Below are 12469 nucleotides of genomic sequence, written 5' to 3' on the forward strand. Positions count from 1 at the left end.
GCGCTCAGTCCAGAGCTTCGAACAGACGGGGCGCGCATCCCCCGCAAAGCAGCTACACGTAGTCGTCTACGCACATGGGACTGTCTGAATATCGGTGTGTGAGGTTCGGTCTGAGCCGAGTGGGTGCGATGATCAGGCGATCTTGCCGTGATGATGCGGCATAGCTGTCTTCTCTCAGTTTTTCCTATGATTTGAGACATAGCGTATTCTTATGGGACGGTCTGCTCGTGCGTCCTCGACGGGGTGCAGAGCCTGCTCGGGTCGTTGGGGAAGGGAAACGCCATGACGCATGTAGAGGTAGGACGCAGGAAGCGAGTGCTGTTTACCGTCGGAATTCTTGCTGCAACCGCGGGGCTAGCGGCCGCGGGTACGACCCTTGTGCTGGGGCCGGTGCGGGAAGCCACGTCGGCGCCGCCTGAAAGCTTCTCGGCCGCGGGTGTCGATGGCGACCACATCGAGGTCGTCGTTGATGTGCTTGACGTATCCCCAGTCAGTTCGACTCTTGATGCTCAGGTGTGGGTCATTCCGCACGGTAAGTACGCCGCAACCGATGAGAGTTTGGCTCGGGAGATCGATTTGCAGACGAACACTTCGAGCGCACAAGTATTGACCTTCGCTCCAGGTTTGCTGTATGAGACCAAGAATCAAACTATTGCGCTCGAGGGTGATGCCACCAAATATCCATTTGATGCGTACGAGTCCACGTTCTCGGCCTCCGCGGTCGCCGAGGGCAGCGACGTACCCATCGTCATGACCGTTCGAGATATGTCTCACAGCTGGTCGACCGTAGCCGTGCTGCAATCTGCGGCTACCTCGGCCGTGACTGTGGAATTCACCGCCACGCGTTCCCCTGCTGTCATCGCGTTCGCGCTGTTCCAACTCCTGATTATCATCGCGCTAGCTGCGATTGTGGCCATCGTCACACTGCTGCACGTCACCAGTCATCTCGCTCCAGAGTTCGGGCTTCTCGGTTGGTTCGCAGCCCTCATGTTTGCGCTGCCGGCCATTCGGAACACGCTCCCCGGGACTCCGAGCGTCGGAGTGGACGCCGACTTCTACGTCTACTTCTGGGCGCTCTTCATCGTCGCCGGATGCACCATCATCACCGCGGTCAGATGGACCAGCAGCAAGTTCGCCGCTGAGCGAACAGCAGAGAATGCGCAAGCAAAGACCTAGGTCATGTCTGACAATGGTTTGCGGTGGAACCTGGGAGGCTTGATGAGTGTCGAGGTTTGAGTTGTTGTCAGATGCCCAGTGGTCGTTGAGCGAGGGGCTGCTGCCTGCCCGGACGGGGAAGCAGGGGCGTCCGTTCTCGGACGCGCGGATCATGGTCGAGGGCATCATCTACCGGTATCGGTGCGGGATCGCGTGGCGTGACCTGCCGCCGGTATTCGGGCCGTGGCAGACGGTGTGGACGTGGCATCGCCGGCTTGCCGGGGATGGCACCTTGGATCGTGTTCTGGGCGTGTTGCTGAGTCAGGCCGACGCAGTGGGGCGCGTTGATTGGTCGGTGTCGGTGGATTCCACGATCGCTCGCGCACATCAGCACGCGACGAACATCACGCGCCTCACGGGGGGCTTCGTCGAATTACACGAATCCGGCCGTCGAGCCGCTTGATCATGCGGTCGGCCGTTCCAGGGGTGGCCTGACGACGAAAGTTCATCATCTCGTCGATGGTGGTGGGCGTCCGTTGGTCATCGCGCTGACGGCCGGGCAGGCGGGTGATTCGCCGATGCTGCTCCCGCTTTTGGGGCAGTTGCGGGTGGAACGGATCGGGCGAGGCCGGCCTAGGACCCGCCCAGACGCCGTCCGTGGTGATAAGGCGTATTCATCGCGTGCGATCCGGGCACACTTGCGTGGTCGGAGGATCCGCGCCGTGATCTCCGAGCCCGCCGACCAGGCCGGTCACCGGCAACGACGCGGATCACGTGGCGGACGCCCACCCGGCTTCGACGCTGTCGACTACCGCAATCGGAATGTCGTTGAGTGTTGACGCCGAAGTAGAACGGACCCTGTAGCGCCAGGTTGGATTGGACCCCCTAGCTCAAGCTAGGAGGATGATTTCAGTGGATACGTGGGCAGAGATTCGGCGGTTGCATCGTTCTGAGAAGGTTCCGATCAAGCAGATCGCGAGGGATCTTGGGATCGGGCGGAACACGGTCCGTCGGGCGTTGCGGGGTGAGGATCCGCCGGATCGGTCGCGGGGTCCGCGGGGTTCGAAGATCGATGTCTTCGTGCCGCAGATCCGTGCGCTGTTGATGGAGTATCCGAAGATGCCGGCGACGGTGATCGCGGAGCGTGTCGGTTGGACGTTCTCGCCGTCGTTGTTTCGGGAGCGGGTGTCTGAGCTGCGGCCGGAGTATCAAGGCATCGATCCCGCGGATCGGCTCTCGTATCAGGCGGGTGAGGTGATCCAGTGTGATCTGTGGTTCCCTGAGGCGCGAGTTCCCGTCGGCGGGGGCCAGGATCGTGTCTTGCCGGTGTTGGTGATGGTGTCCGGCTTCTCCAGGCGGATCGAGGCGATTATGCTGCCGTCTCGGCAGGGCGGTGATCTCACTGCGGGTATGTGGTCGCTGCTGCAGAGGTTCGGCGGGGTGCCGAAATCGTTGCTCTGGGATCGAGAGGCTGCGATCGGCGGGTTGGGCAAGCCCACCGTCCTCGCGGCGACGTTCGTGGGGACGCTGGCGACCAGGCTGCGTTTGGCCCCGCCACGAGACCCGGAGACGAAGGGCATCGTCGAGCGCGCGAACCGCTTTCTGGAGACCTCGTTCCTGCCCGGCCGGATTTTCCAAGACCGAGATGACTTCAACGCCCAGATGACGACCTGGTTGGAGACCAGAGCGAATCAGCGGAAGGTCCGTGCGATCGCTGCCCGTCCCGTCGAGCTCGCTGTCCCTGACCGGGCGGCGATGCTCCCACTTCCGGCGAAGCCCCCTGTCACTGGTCTCACGCATCGGATCAGACTGGCCCGGGATTATTACGTCCGTCTCGATGGGAACGACTATTCCGTCGATCCTCGGTTCATCGGCCGATTCGTCGATGTTCGCGCGACGCTTGATGACGTCACGATCTCCTGCGCCGGACAGGCCGCGGGACGGCATGCCCGGTCGTTGCGCAACGGGATGACGATCACCGATCCCGGGCACGTCACCGCGGCGGCGAAGCTACGCGCCCACTACCAACGGCCCAAGCCCTCCGGGGTTCGTGAGCACCCGGACGGGCATCGGGTCCAACTTCGGGCGCTGTCCGACTACGACGCCTTATTCGGCGTCGATTTCACCACCAAAACCGAATACGAGAAAGAAGCACGATGACCTCCAAGAGCAGCACGATCGACGCTCCTATTCCGAAGACCACCGAGCAGGTTGCATCCAAGATCGCCTATCTCGCCAGAGCTCTCAAGACCCCGACGATCGGGCGGGTCTGGGAAGACCTCGCGGACCGCGCCAGGGTCGAGAACTGGGCGCATGAGGAATATCTCGCAGCCGTCCTTGAACGCCAGCTCGCGGACCGTGAATCCGCCGGGACGACGATGCGGATCCGGACCGCGCACTTCCCCGCAGTCAAGACCCTCGAGGACTTCAATCTCGATCACCTCCCGTCTCTGCGTAAAGACGTCCTCGCGCACCTCGCGACGTCGACGTTCGTCGCGAAAGCAGAGAACGTGATCCTGCTCGGCCCGCCCGGGATCGGGAAGACGCACCTCGCGATCGGGCTCGGCGTCAAAGCCACCCACGCCGGATACTCCGTCCTCTTCGACACCGCGAACAACTGGATCGCGAGACTCGCGGCCGCCCACCACCAGGGGCAGCTCGAGGCCGAGCTGAAGAAGATCCGCCGCTACAAACTCATCATCATCGACGAAATTGGCTACATCCCCTTCGACCAGGACGCCGCGAACCTGTTCTTCCAACTCGTCGCATCTCGCTACGAGCAAGGCTCGATCATGGTCACCTCGAACCTCCCGTTCAGCCGCTGGGGTGAGACGTTCGGCGACGACGTCGTCGCGGCAGCGATGATCGACCGCCTCGTCCACCACTCCGAAGTCCTTACCCTCTCCGGCGACTCCTACCGCACCCACGGCCGCCGCGACCTCATCAAGCAGACAGAGAAGAACTAAGCTCAACCAACGAAGAGGGGTCCACCCCAGACCGGCGCAAAGGGGTCCGTTCTAGCTCGGCGCTAACACAACGCCTTGGCCTTGCCGCAACACTGATTGGAAGTCCACAGGTACTCATCCTCGATGAGCCGTCCAACGGCCTTGACCCCGAAGGAATGCGTTGGCTCAGAGCCTTCCTCCGACAGTTCGCGTCCGACGGAGGCACTGTCCTGGTCACCAGCCATCAACTCGCTGAAGTCGCGCGATACGCCGACGAAGCCGTGATCATTCACAACGGCACCGTCGCCGGGCACCACAACCTAGCCCAACGCGGCGCCGACGAGCTCGAAGCGCTCTACCTACGCGCAGTCCAGAAGCACCCATCCGAACAGAGCGACTCCCATGCTTCGGAGTGAACTCCTCCGTCTGCGCTTTTCACGCATCAACATCGTCCTCTTGACGGCAGTACTTCTTGAGGGCCTACTTGGGGGGCTCACGGCTGCGCACTTCCCACTTCTCATCGATGGACTCATCTCCTTGAATGAGGTTATTCCAAATGCGACAAATGCCGACCAGATGCCCAAGGGAATGCTGGATTCGTTCGCATTGCAGCAGCAGTCGATGCAATTTGTCGTGGCTGACCTCAGCGCAGGCACCGGCATGGGGGTATCGCTGGCCGCGCTCGGAGCAATCGTCTTCGGGGCGCTGAGCGCATCAACCGAGTACCGTCGTGGCTCCATGGCATTCAGTTCCCTGGCAGAGCCACGCCGCCTCACCCTGATCGCCACAAAGGTTGCTGCGGTCACGATCGCCGCGGCACTGACCGCAGTTCCGCTCGCGCTCTGCAAAGGACTGGCACTCGCGCTCGGACTTACCAGCCAAGGAATCAGTTCACTCATCGATCCAGTCGAGCTAGTGAGTCTGTGGGGACGAGGCGCGATCGCTCTGATCCTTCTCGCCCTCCTCGGTTTCGGTATCGGCCTCATCACACGGAGCCAGGTGGCCTGTTTCGCGATCGCCTTCGGTGGGCTTCTTGCCGAGTCCACCGCCCGCACACTCGGAGCGCTCATCTCCGGCGGCCAAACCTCCGCCGCATCCTTCCTGCCATTCGGACTCGTCGCCGACGCGGTCCGAGGAACCTCGTTCGGAGGCCTCAACCTTGCATCAATCGGCATGGCGGCAGGTCTACTGACCCTCGCGGCATGGGCGATCGCGCTGCTGAGCGGCGGGGTAGTCCGATTCATCCGCTCCGACGTCCCGACCTCCGGCTGAGCTCACGCATACCTCGGGACCGGCGTCTGTTGGGTCAGCGCTCATCTCCGCGGCGCATGCGTACGGACACCGCCACTGGAACCACTGTGCACACCACGACGGCGCAGACTCCGACGACGCCAATCTGCACGACCTCGGGCATCTTCAAGGCCGCCGACAGCAGCGCAACAACACCCACGACGGCGAGCCCAAGCCCAAGTGGCCGCAGAGCATCACGCACCGCGCCCTCGAGCGCAGACCCAAGCACCGCGAGAACGCCACCGAGTGTGAGGAAAATGACCCCGGTGACGAGGCTCGCCGGCATGGCATTGGGTTCGCGAACAAGGTGCCGGGCGACCAGGGTGACGTGCATGACCACACAGGCGCCGCAGATGGCGATCAGCACCCCATTCATCACGAACTCACCGGCTCCGCCCTGATGTGAGAGTGGGAATCCAAGCAGCCGGCGCACCACACGGTCGACTCGCGGGCTGCCCCAGAAGACCCCAACCACCCCGAGGAGTAGCGACGGCATCAGCACCGCACTCAGCAGTCTCGACACCACGAGCTCACCCCGTCGCCCCGCCGCACCGCGGACGGCCGCCTCTGGCAACATCTCAAACCAATGTGTTGCGCTCCAGCACACCATCCACCCCACAGCAAGAACCACAACCACGACCGCGACCGCCGTGAGGCGAGGAAGTGGCGGAGTACTCCTGGTCATGGGTGCATCCTCTCGCACCACACGTAACGTCCGTGTAAGCGCCCGATGGGCGGAGGGGTTCGACGAAGTTCACTGGACGCCAAGCGGCGACACCTGTTCATCTGCGTGGTGGATGGAACAGCCGGCGGCCAAGCAGCGGGCTACCACCGCGAGTCGAAGTGCCACACCTCGAGCAAGCGCAGCGTGCTCCTCGGGCATCCCGTTGCACTCGGCCGTGACGTCGGTGTCTGGTGGATCAGCCGCGGAGGAAGCGTTCGATGTCGGCTGCGATCCGCACGGATTGCGTGTGGTGGAGGTAGTGACCACCGTCGAGCGGCACGACCTCGCCTCGATCGACCCCGGCGGCCTGCTCCTCATGGAGTTGCTGCCAGTCGGCGAGTTCCGGGTCGTTCGCGACGACGAACAGGAGCAGTGGGAGGTCCACCGGGAACGATTGCGTCCGCGCGGCTGCGAAGTTGTCCGGTGTGCGGTCGATCTCGTCGAGGAGCGTCGGTGACATCGCGTTGCGGTTGCTGAGGATGGTGAGCTGCCGTTTGGTCGACTCGTCGAAAGGCAGTCCGTCGTTCGGGTCGGGCGCGAGCGAATTGAGGAGACGGAGGATCCCGAGATCCTTCAGTGCCGCCAGACCGTCGGTCGGTGTCGACTCGTCGCTTCCCGGCTGGGTCGGCACGCTGGTATCGATGCCGACGAAGGCGGTGACCTCGTCGCGGAAGCGGTTGACGTAGTCGAGGGCGTAGATCCCGGCGATCGAGTGCCCTGCGAGCACGTACTGGTCGATCTCGAGGTCCTGCAGGGCCTCGTGGACCTCCCCGGCGATGTTCTCCGAGGTGCGCGGCGAGTCGGCCTGGTCGCTCAGGCCGTACCCGAACGGTTCGACGACGACGACCCGGAAGTCGTCGCGGAGTTCGGCGATGAGCGGCTCGAAGTCGAGACCGGGCGCCGCCGTGCCGAGGCCGGGCAGGAGCACGATCGTCTCCGAGGCGTCCCCTGAGATGACGACGTTCATCTGCTTGCCGTCGACCTCCACCAGTTGGCTGTAGGACTGCAACTCGGCGGCTTCCGAGGAGTTCGCCACCGCATTCGTGATGCTCGTCGCACTCAACCCGATCACGACGATGCCGGCGAGCGCCGAGATCGAGATCAGTGGAACCTTCAGAAGCTTGCGCATTGTCACCCATCGCGTGGAGCTGGCGCCCGGGCGGACGCACCGGGCCGATCCCAGTCTTGCCGTGGGAGATCGTCGGCGCGTCCGCCCGAGGGCGAGCCTTCACGCGTGACGCCTACGCAGTTGTGCGCAGGCTCGACTACTGTGCGGGCGGCGGCGGTGCCTGCTGATCGGGAGCCGGGGTCGGCGCGGGAACGGTCGGCTGCGGCGGCTGCGGCTGCTGGGCATCCTGCTGGGAGGGCTGCGCGTACGGCTGCTGCGGGCGGGGCATACCCGGGCGGCACCGGCTGCTGCTGACCCGGTTGCCACTGCCACTGCTGCTGGGCACCGGGCTGAGCGGGGGCCTGCTGGCCGTAGGGCTGCTGCGGGTTCCCCTGCTGGCCGTAAGGCTGCTGGCCGTAGGGCGGTTGCTGACCGTACGGCTGCTGAACATGGTTCGGCTGCTGACCGTACGGCTGCTGCTGGCCATAGGGCGCCTGCTGACCGTAGGGCTGTTGGCCAGTCACCTGCTGGCCATACGGCACCTGCCCGTACACTGCCTGCTCCCGCTGCGGCTTCGGCTCGAACGCGCGGACGATCACCGGGATGCAGGCCGAGATCGCAGCCGCGAGCGTCGTCGCTGCGGCGATACGCCACCACCACTCGGCCCAGACCGCCTCGGGGAACGCCATCGGGAGCACCAGGACGATGACCGTTGCGGCGACGAGGACGATCGTCACGATCGCCATGGACCTGACGACGGGCGTCTTGCCTCGGGTCACGAAGTGGAGGAAGTACACCTGGACCAGGAAGAGGCCGAGCCGGACGAGGATGAGGATGCCGAGGAAGAGGCCGATCTGGCCGGTCCAGACGAAGGCGCTCGATGTGTTCGGTGGCTGCAACCATCCGTTCCAGAGCTTCAGGAGGCCCACGGCGACGAGGAAGATGTTGACGAGCGTCGAGACGGCCAAGTACCACTTGTTGGGACCGTGACCGATTGCGGCGTCGAGCGACACACCGCCGACGAAACCGGCGAGCAGGAAGAGCGTCAGCCAGACACGACCCGCGATGTCGGCCTGATCGCCGACGATGATGAAGTACCCGCCGATGACCGCCGCGGCGACGAGTGTCGCGATCGTCAGGGTCATGGCGACCACGGCAGACCGTGATCGGCGCGGATTGGTCTCGACCATTCGAAATCCCCTCGTCTCTGGCGAGTGCCGCCCTCATGGGCGTCGCCTTCGTGACTGCAACAGTACCGGGGCAGGACTCGGGGACCAGAGAGCGGTCCCTACGTCTGAGGACGAGCGAGCGTGGCGGGCCCTGTGGAGGACGCTCGCGGAGGACGGTCGCGGAGGACCGCCGGGATGGACGTGCGACATCGGCGCAGCCGACGTCGACGGGACGGTGCCTCGCGCGAGAGAGTGCCATTACTCTGGACAGCGTCCCTGCCGAGCGACGGCAGCACGACGCCCACCCAAGGAGACGCACATGTCGGTCGGCCTACTCGCCGTTGTCGATGACATCCTCACTGCAGCCCTGAAGGCGAGTGCGAAGACCGCCGGTGTCGTCATCGACGATGCCGCCGTGACCCCGCAGTACGTGCAGGGGCTCACTCCGGCCCGGGAACTACCCGTCGTCTGGCGGATCGCGCGGGGCAGCCTCTTCAACAAGTTCATCATCATCATCCCGATCGCGCTGTTGCTCACCGCGTTCGCACCCTGGGTGCTGCCCTTCTTCCTCATCATCGGCGGCACGTACCTCTGCTTCGAGGGCGCCGAGAAGGTCATGGAATGGTTCGGTCTGCACCACGAGTCGGCCGAGGAAGAGGTCCGAGACGAGAAGAAACTCGTGTCCGGTGCCGTCCGCACCGACCTCATCCTCAGCACCGAGATCATGCTCATCGCCCTCGCGAGTCTGGACGCAGGTCTCGGCATCTGGATGACCCTCGGCGCGCTCGCGATCATCGCCCTCGTCATGACGCTGATCGTCTACGGAGCCGTCGCCCTCCTCGTGAAGATCGACGACATCGGTCTACGACTCATGAAGAACCCGACGCGGCGTGTCCGACGCATCGGGGCGCGCATCGTGGCGTCGATGCCGGCGGTGTTCCGCGTCATCAGCGTCATCGGCACCGTCGCGATGCTCTGGGTCGGCGGCCACCTCGTCATCCAGAACCTCGCCGAGACCTTCTGGCACGGCCCGTTGGACGTCCTCCACCTCGTGACACATGCGATCGAGGCTGCCGGCCCGGTCGTCGTGTGGATCGCCGACACCGCGATGTCCGCCGTGTTCGGCTTGGTACTCGGTCTGATCGTCGTCGCTATCGTGCTGGGCGTCTCGCGTCTGCGTCACGGCAAGCAGCCGACGACGACCCACTGAACCGCCGGGCACCGCACCGGATCGCGCAGCAGGTGCCACGCCGATCCGACACATCGGCCCCGTGGGTTACAGCGCCTTGGAGTAGCAGAGCGACATCGGGATGACCTCGTAGGGCGAGTAGATCGGGATCTGCTCGTACCCGAGCCATTCGTAGAGGCGCACGGCGTCCGGTTGGCGGTCTCCCGTCTGCAGGATGAGCCGCGACGCGCCCGCCGTGCGAGCCGTCTCCTCGACGGCCGCGATGAGCGCTTTGGAGATGCCCTGACCGCGGTGCGTGGCGAGGGTGACGACCCGCTTCAGCTCCCAATCGCCACCCAGCCGACGGAGGGCGGCATGGCCGACGGGAACGCCGTCGACGATCGCCAGGAATGTCGCCGCGATGTCTGCAGGATCGACTGCGAACGCGAGTTGCGCGCGCTGAGCGGCCTGCGGGTCCCAGTGTTCCCAGGCGGAGGCGTACCGAGCGTTCATCTCCTCGTCCATGGCCGAGCGCAGTGCGACGGCGCGCGCGTCATCCCATGCGACGGTCTCGATGGTGAGGGTGCTGGGCACGGACATGCTGATCCTTCGGCTGACGCGCTGATGGTGGGAGGCGGCCGACGAGGCCGTCTCAATGCTACGGCTCGGAGAGACACCGACTCCCGTTTGCAGTGAGTGGATGTCCGGCCCCGGCTCATCGCAGCGGCGGCGCACCGACCGATCCTCGTTCGACGATCGACTGGGCGAGGATCAGCTCGCCCGGCACCCTCGGCGTTCCACCGATCTGGGCGATGAGCCTGCGAGCCGACTCGGCTCCGAGCTCGTAGATCGGCTGGGAGACCACCGTGATGGGCGGCGTGGTGAGCGTCGTCCAGTCGGCGTCGTCGAAGGCGACCAGCGACACGTCGTCCGGGATCCGGAGCCCCAGTTCCCGGATCGTCCTGAACACGGCCGACCCGACGAGGCTGTCCGATGCGATGATCGCGGTGACACGTCCGGGGCCGGTGAGCACGTCCCGGGCGACCTGCTCGATGCCGAGCACTCGGGCGTCGAGTCGGACGAAGGATGCCGGGTCCGCGATTCCGGCCTGACGGAGCGCCGTGGTGAAGCCGTCGATGCGGTCGCCGACGGACGACGAGACGACGTCGTCACCGAGCACGTACGGCGTCGCATGCGCGACGGTGGAGATGAACGCGATCCTCTCGTGACCGGTCTCGAGGAGTCGCCTCGTGGCGGCAGCGGCCCCCGCGGCGTTGTCCGCGGTCACCGTCTCCGCGTCGAGGCCCTCCGCACGTCGATCGAGCAGGACCATCGGGCGGCCCGCGGCGAGCACCGTTTGTAAACTTCTTGTTTCGATCGACGATGCCGGTGTCACGATGAACCCGTCCACCCGCTTGTCCAGCAGGAGCTCGATCGCCGCGGTCTCGGCCTCGAGCTCCTCGTCGGAATTCGCCAGGATGAGGTCGAATCCTGCGGCCCGTGCGACGTCGGAGATGCCCCGGGTGGCGCGAGCGAAGAAGGGGTTCTCGATGTCGCCGATGACGACGCCGATGGTGTTCGACTTCCCCGTGTTCATGCTCTTCGCGAGGGCGTTCGGTCGGTAGCCGAGCCGTTCGGCGGCAGCCTGCACGCGGTCCCGGACATCGTCGCTGACCGCCCCGTAGTCGCCGAGCGCTCGCGCGGCCGTCGCCTTCGAGACGCGGGCCGCCCGGGCGACGTCGGAGACGGTCGTCTCGCGTCTGTTCGAACCGTGCTCGGCTGTCATGTGCCCTCCGGCTGGGATCGATGAGTCGTTGACGTTGCTCAGGAACCAGGGTACTGTCCTGGACATCCCGTTGAGACCGGTCTCAACATACGACATTGAGACCGGTCTCACCAGATGTAGGACAGCAATGAGGCTGGCGGCGTCCACAAGACACGAGCCGACGGTTTCGACCAGCACCACGATCTCCTCCCCTCCCTGATTGGACTCGCAGTGACGAATCGTTTCACCCTCCGCCGGACGGCGCTCCTCGCAGCGGCCGCCGCAACCGCCCTCATCCTCTCCGCCTGCTCGGGCGGAGCCACCGTCGGCAGTAGCGCCGACGAGAACCCGTACGGCCTCATCACTCCCGGCCAGATCCGCGTCGCCAGCCTCGGAGACGCCAAGCCGTACACCTTCACCGATGCCGACGGGACGTTCACCGGCTTCGACGTCGAGCTCTTCACCGACGTGGCCAAGCGCATCGGCATCGATGACGTCGTCTTCACCGGCCAGGACTTCTCCGGACTGCTCGCAGCCGTCTCGAACGGTCAGTTCGACGTCGGCGTTGCGGCGATCGGTATCACGCAGGAACGCGAGCAGACCGTCGACTTCTCGGACGGCTACCTCGCCGGCTACCTGACGGTCATGGCGAGCAAGGATTCCGACATCACCGATGCCGACAGCCTCGCGGGCAAGCGCCTCGGCGTCGTGCAGGGGACGCTGCAGGAGGCGTACGCGGTGAAGCACTTCACCGACACGGAACTCGTGCGGTTCCCCGACAACAACTCCGCGATCTCGGCCGTCAACAGTGGGAGCATCGACGCCCACTTCCTCGACTACGAGGCCGCGAAAGAGTACGCCGCTCAGTACGGCCTCGTGAACGCGATCGACATCCCGTCGTTCGACGCTCCGGCGGGCTTCGCGATCGCGAAGGACAAGCCCGAGTTCAAGAAGGCCCTCGACGAGGCCCTCGCAGCTGCGATGGAGGACGGCACCTGGAAGACGCTCTACGAGAAGTGGTTCCCGGGCTCACCGATGCCGGAACAGTACCTGCCGAAGGCCGAGCAGACCTCCACCCCCGCTCCGACCGACTAGCCCGCCTGTGGTGCGGGTAGTGAAGCTGCCCGCACCACACGAACCCCCTC

At 65.0% G+C, this 12469-nt stretch carries 12 protein-coding genes and 1 pseudogene; 8 read left to right on the top strand and 5 right to left on the bottom strand.

The genetic code is table 11. The features are described 5' to 3' along the window. The first annotated feature begins 282 nt into the window (after positions 1-282). The 6 genes and pseudogenes from ABMA10_RS19230 (at position 283) to ABMA10_RS19255 (ending at position 5372) form a co-directional block, all read left to right on the top strand. On the top strand, positions 283-1176 hold the full coding sequence (locus tag ABMA10_RS19230; protein WP_431030868.1) for a DUF4436 family protein: 894 nt from the start codon (positions 283-285) through the stop codon (positions 1174-1176). Between the two features lie 46 nt (positions 1177-1222). Then, positions 1223-1988, top strand: a pseudogene (locus ABMA10_RS19235) (IS5 family transposase); the annotation flags it as partial. Between the two features lie 70 nt (positions 1989-2058). Continuing rightward, positions 2059-3315, top strand: a complete 1257-nt coding sequence (gene istA / locus ABMA10_RS19240; protein ID WP_347868913.1) for an IS21 family transposase — start codon at positions 2059-2061, stop codon at positions 3313-3315. After that, positions 3312-4121: an IS21-like element helper ATPase IstB gene (istB, locus tag ABMA10_RS19245; RefSeq protein WP_347868871.1), complete on the top strand. Its 810-nt coding sequence runs from the start codon at positions 3312-3314 to the stop codon at positions 4119-4121. The genes istA and istB overlap by 4 nt, the downstream gene beginning before the upstream one ends. A 116-nt stretch (positions 4122-4237) precedes the next feature. Next, entirely contained in the window at positions 4238-4516 is a 279-nt protein-coding gene (locus tag ABMA10_RS19250) for a hypothetical protein (RefSeq protein ID WP_347867761.1), read from the top strand. 217 nt (positions 4517-4733) lie between these two features. Next, positions 4734-5372, top strand: coding sequence for a hypothetical protein (locus tag ABMA10_RS19255; RefSeq protein WP_431030869.1), 639 nt, complete (start codon positions 4734-4736; stop codon positions 5370-5372). A 34-nt stretch (positions 5373-5406) separates the two neighbouring features. Here the strand turns inward: ABMA10_RS19255 and ABMA10_RS19260 are convergent, their stop codons facing one another. The 3 genes from ABMA10_RS19260 to ABMA10_RS19270 form a co-directional block, all read right to left on the bottom strand. After that, positions 5407-6075 carry a hypothetical protein gene (locus ABMA10_RS19260; protein WP_347867667.1) on the bottom strand — a complete coding sequence of 223 codons (669 nt, stop codon included), beginning with the start codon at positions 6073-6075 and terminating at the stop codon, positions 5407-5409. Between the two features lie 235 nt (positions 6076-6310). Next, a complete protein-coding gene (locus ABMA10_RS19265) occupies positions 6311-7243 on the bottom strand; it encodes an alpha/beta fold hydrolase (protein ID WP_431030870.1) in 933 nt (310 codons plus the stop codon). 2 nt (positions 7244-7245) lie between these two features. Continuing rightward, positions 7246-8367, bottom strand: a complete 1122-nt coding sequence (locus ABMA10_RS19270; protein WP_431030871.1) for a hypothetical protein — start codon at positions 8365-8367, stop codon at positions 7246-7248. A gap of 343 nt (positions 8368-8710) precedes the next feature. Between ABMA10_RS19270 and ABMA10_RS19275 the strand changes: the two genes are divergently transcribed. Beyond that, entirely contained in the window at positions 8711-9601 is an 891-nt protein-coding gene (locus ABMA10_RS19275; RefSeq protein WP_347867670.1) for a DUF808 domain-containing protein, read from the top strand. 66 nt (positions 9602-9667) lie between these two features. Here the strand turns inward: ABMA10_RS19275 and ABMA10_RS19280 are convergent, their stop codons facing one another. After that, positions 9668-10159 carry a GNAT family N-acetyltransferase gene (locus tag ABMA10_RS19280; protein ID WP_347867671.1) on the bottom strand — a complete coding sequence of 164 codons (492 nt, stop codon included), beginning with the start codon at positions 10157-10159 and terminating at the stop codon, positions 9668-9670. Between the two features lie 115 nt (positions 10160-10274). Then, positions 10275-11345, bottom strand: coding sequence for a LacI family DNA-binding transcriptional regulator (locus tag ABMA10_RS19285; protein WP_347867672.1), 1071 nt, complete (start codon positions 11343-11345; stop codon positions 10275-10277). Positions 11346-11555: 210 nt separating this feature from the next. Here ABMA10_RS19285 and ABMA10_RS19290 point away from each other — a divergent pair, with 210 nt between their 5' ends. After that, the gene (locus ABMA10_RS19290; protein WP_347867673.1) at positions 11556-12419 is read left to right on the top strand and encodes an ABC transporter substrate-binding protein; all 864 of its coding nucleotides are present in this window, start codon (positions 11556-11558) and stop codon (positions 12417-12419) included. Positions 12420-12469: the final 50 nt, after the last annotated feature.

The organism is Plantibacter sp. RU18, assembly GCF_050613355.1.
Classification (GTDB): domain Bacteria; phylum Actinomycetota; class Actinomycetes; order Actinomycetales; family Microbacteriaceae; genus Plantibacter.

Excerpts from the sequence above, each read along its gene's own strand:
- ABMA10_RS19230 (WP_431030868.1), top strand. The coding sequence starts at position 283 with ATGACGCATGTAGAGGTAGGACGCAGGAAGCGAGTGCTGTTTACCGTC.
- istA (WP_347868913.1), top strand. The coding sequence starts at position 2,059 with ATGATTTCAGTGGATACGTGGGCAGAGATTCGGCGGTTGCATCGTTCT.
- istB (WP_347868871.1), top strand. The coding sequence starts at position 3,312 with ATGACCTCCAAGAGCAGCACGATCGACGCTCCTATTCCGAAGACCACC.
- ABMA10_RS19260 (WP_347867667.1), bottom strand. The coding sequence starts at position 6,075 with ATGACCAGGAGTACTCCGCCACTTCCTCGCCTCACGGCGGTCGCGGTC.
- ABMA10_RS19265 (WP_431030870.1), bottom strand. The coding sequence starts at position 7,243 with ATGCGCAAGCTTCTGAAGGTTCCACTGATCTCGATCTCGGCGCTCGCC.
- ABMA10_RS19270 (WP_431030871.1), bottom strand. The coding sequence starts at position 8,367 with ATGACCCTGACGATCGCGACACTCGTCGCCGCGGCGGTCATCGGCGGG.
- ABMA10_RS19275 (WP_347867670.1), top strand. The coding sequence starts at position 8,711 with ATGTCGGTCGGCCTACTCGCCGTTGTCGATGACATCCTCACTGCAGCC.
- ABMA10_RS19280 (WP_347867671.1), bottom strand. The coding sequence starts at position 10,159 with ATGTCCGTGCCCAGCACCCTCACCATCGAGACCGTCGCATGGGATGAC.
- ABMA10_RS19285 (WP_347867672.1), bottom strand. The coding sequence starts at position 11,345 with ATGACAGCCGAGCACGGTTCGAACAGACGCGAGACGACCGTCTCCGAC.